Below are 3,359 nucleotides of genomic sequence, written 5' to 3'. Positions count from 1 at the left end.
GCTTACATGTTGCGCGCCGAGAGTTTGCAAGCCGCCGAGCTGCAAAGGCTGGTAGAAGCGATGGATCGCCACGGCACCATCGATCTGCGCGAAACGGCTAACGACGTCAGCAGTCCGGCCGGGCAAGCCTTGCGTGGCGTGGTCACTCGCCTACGCGACACCATTTCGGCGCTGGCCAACGGCACTCAAATCGTGGCGACCGCTGCTCGAAAAAGTGCTGGCGATAGCGAAGATCTCGCCGATAGCACGCGAACTCAGACCTCAGCGCTGTCCGAAACCGGCAATGCCGTTCGTCAACTCGGCGACATCGTCAGCCGCAATGCTCAGCAGGCCCGCGAGGCCAGCCGACTGGTGGATTCCGCGGTAAACGTTGCGGCCAAAGGCGGCGATGTGGTGTCTCGAGTTGTTTCGACAATGGGCGAGATCAGCGGCTCATCACGCAAAATCGTGGACATCATCGGTGTCATCGATGAGATCGCCTTTCAAACCAACCTGCTCGCGTTGAATGCTGCTGTCGAAGCCGCCCGCGCGGGCGAGCATGGTCGCGGCTTCGCTGTGGTCGCAGCTGAGGTTCGTAGCCTTGCCCAGCGCAGCGCCACCGCCGCCAAAGAGATCAAGGCGCTCATCGAGAAGTCGGTGGACAACGTCGCCGCCGGCAGCACGCTGGTCGACGAGGCCGGTGCCACGATGACCGAACTGGTGGCCGGCGTGCGTGGCATCGCCGACATCATGGATAAGCTGCAGAGTTCGTTCGCGCATGAGGCCGGCGGCCTGCAGCAGGTTGACGAGTCATTGCGCAAGATGGACTCCGTCACCCAGCGCAACGACGAGCTGGTGCGTTCGATGGCGGCCACCGCCGGCGACCTCAGGGAACGCGGCGAAGAATTGAGCGCCGCCATCGGTGTATTCGACGTGGGTGGCGGCCAGGCCAGCCACGCTCATCCGGCCCGTCACGCCGAACAATCATTCGAGTCCAGGCAGTCCTGGGCGGCGTAAAAGCCAGGTAAATCCTGTCGGATAGGCCCGATTTGTGGGGCGATGTGTGCGCTACTTCGCAGCCCCTCGCCCGACCATGTTAGCCATCTCACAGAAACCGCACACCAATTACCGCTGTGCCGATTGAGGGAGTACCGTAAGGCCATCTCACATAACAACGTAGTTCTATGAGCGCTTCGCCAGATTTTTCGCCGCCTCGCCGCGCCCTGATCGTGGATGCCGATCAGGTCATGCGCGAGTCCGCGACGGCGTTGCTCAAGCAACAAGGCTTCGAAGTCGCGGCTGCGGCCGACGGCGTCGAAGCGCTCACCATGTTCGCCCGTGAATGGTTCCCAGTGGTCATCACCGACAGCGCCGTGCCGCCCGTCGATGACATCGCTTTCGTCGCTCGTTTGCGCATTCTGTCGCTGGCCCCGGTGTACATCATCCAGGTCACCGAGAGCTCGGACGTTCGCGATCACGAGCAGGGCTATTGCATGGGCGTGGATCAGTATCTGCTTCGCCAGAACGCGCTCACCGAGATGGTCGGCCGCGTGCAAGCCGGTGTAACTGCGATCCGTCGCCGTCAGTCGTCACGCACGGGTCGCGCTCATGAGCCTGCAACCGTGGATTTGGAGAATGGCGCGCATACGGCGCGACATCTGGTGGGTCGCTTACGTGCGGAGATCGTCCAGACCGGTCGCTCGCGAAAGAACTTGCAACTGCTGAGCATCGGCCTCGACGGCGATCCGGCAGCGTTTCATCAGCATCATGCGTCCGGATCGGTTTCCGACACGTTGCTCAGCGCCGCGCACGACGCCATGCGCCCCAAGCTCGACTGGGTCGTCCGCTTGCCAGCGCCTGCGAATACCTGTCGGTTGGTGGTAGTGATGCCCGAGAGCGGCCCGAATGAAGTGAGCGCGATGGAGCAGACCATTCGTAATGCGTTCGTGCACTGGGGCTTGAGTACGACCGCCCGTGGCATTCGACTGTCCACCGGCATCGCTTCTTTCGCTGGCGAAGAAAATTCGCCCGCCGCATTGGAATTGCTCGGTCAGGCAGAACGCAGCCGTCGCGGCAGCGATGCTCCGGCGCGAGCCAGCGCAGCTCGACCGGCTGCCGAGTCCAAGCCGCTGCCGGCTCAAGACGCGGCGTAATCCCGCTCTACTCGGCGCTGCTTTCGGTCAGCGCCTAAGTTCCACAAAACGTTTTGTACTTCTGCTCCGACGGCGGCGGCAGCTGCGTGTACTCGACCAACTCCGGCCGACGTTCGTAGGGTCGCTGTATGACGTCAAGCAACTCACGGAACGGTTGCAAATCGCCAGCCGAAGCCGCTTGCAACGCGGCTTCGACACGATGATTACGAGGAATGACCTCGGGATTGGCGAGACGCAACGTTTCGGCGCGCTCGGTTTCACTCTGTGAATCTCGCGACAAGCGCAGCCGCCAGTTTTGGAGCCACGCATCGATCTCGGCGGGCTCGCTGAACAACGCTCGCAGCGACGTGTCGTCGCTGACGGCGCGGGTCATGGCGCTGAACGTCAGAGTGAAATCGGCTCCCGCCTTTTGCATCGCTGCCAGCAGCTGGGAGATCAGCTCGGCGTCGCCCTCTTCCTCAGATGCCAGTCCGAGCTTGCGGCGAATGTGTGCGAGGAAACGCATTTCGAAACGTTCGATGAAACCTTCCAACACTTCGGTGGCCAGCGCGACTGCTTTGTTGCCATCGGCATCGATCAGCGGCAGCAACGTTTCGGCGAAGCGCGCCAGATTCCACTGCGCGATGCCGGGTTGATTGGTATAGGAATAGCGCCCGCCCTGATCGATGGAACTGAATACCGTCTGCGGATCGTATTTGTCCATGAACGCACACGGACCATAGTCGATGGTCTCGCCCGATAGCGCCATGTTGTCGGTGTTCATCACGCCGTGAATGAAGCCGACGCGCATCCAGTCCGCAATCAAGTTCGCTTGGCGCTCGGTGACCGCTGCCAGTACCGCGAGTGCAGGCACTTCTGCTTGGCGTGCCTCGGGATAGTGACGCTCGATCACGTAATCCAACAATGTTTGCAGCCCTTCTACATCGCCTCGCGCTGCGAAGAACTGAAACGTTCCCACTCGGATGTGGCTCGTAGCGATACGCGTCAGCACGGCGCCCGGCAATATTTCCTGACGATAGACCTGCTCGCCTGTCGTCACGACCGCCAGCGAACGCGTGGTCGGAATACCCAGCGCATGCATGGCTTCGCTGATCAAGTACTCGCGAAGCATCGGGCCGATCGCTGCGCGCCCATCTCCACCTCGGGAGAACGGCGTGCGGCCTGAGCCTTTCAATTGAACGTCGCGTAACACTCCATCGCGGCCGCGTAGCTCGCCGAGCAAGATGG

The 3,359-nt window shown here is 61.8% G+C and carries 3 protein-coding genes; 2 read left to right on the top strand and 1 reads right to left on the bottom strand.

Translation table 11 applies throughout. The features are described 5' to 3' along the window. Positions 1-996, top strand: a 996-nt coding sequence (locus JNL55_RS27125; RefSeq protein ID WP_293861945.1) for a methyl-accepting chemotaxis protein, incomplete at its 5' end; no start/stop codon positions are given. Between the two features lie 167 nt (positions 997-1,163). Next, positions 1,164-2,132: a response regulator gene (locus JNL55_RS27120; protein ID WP_293861942.1), complete on the top strand. Its 969-nt coding sequence runs from the start codon at positions 1,164-1,166 to the stop codon at positions 2,130-2,132. A 34-nt stretch (positions 2,133-2,166) separates the two neighbouring features. Here JNL55_RS27120 and JNL55_RS27115 read toward each other — a convergent pair. Beyond that, positions 2,167-3,359 (bottom strand): protein adenylyltransferase SelO (locus JNL55_RS27115; RefSeq protein WP_293861939.1); only part of this gene is annotated, 1,193 nt, incomplete at its 5' end.

This window comes from Steroidobacter sp. (assembly GCF_016790065.1).
In the GTDB taxonomy this organism is placed as follows: Bacteria; Pseudomonadota; Gammaproteobacteria; order Steroidobacterales; family Steroidobacteraceae; genus Steroidobacter.
This window is presented reverse-complemented; position numbering and strand designations above follow the sequence as displayed.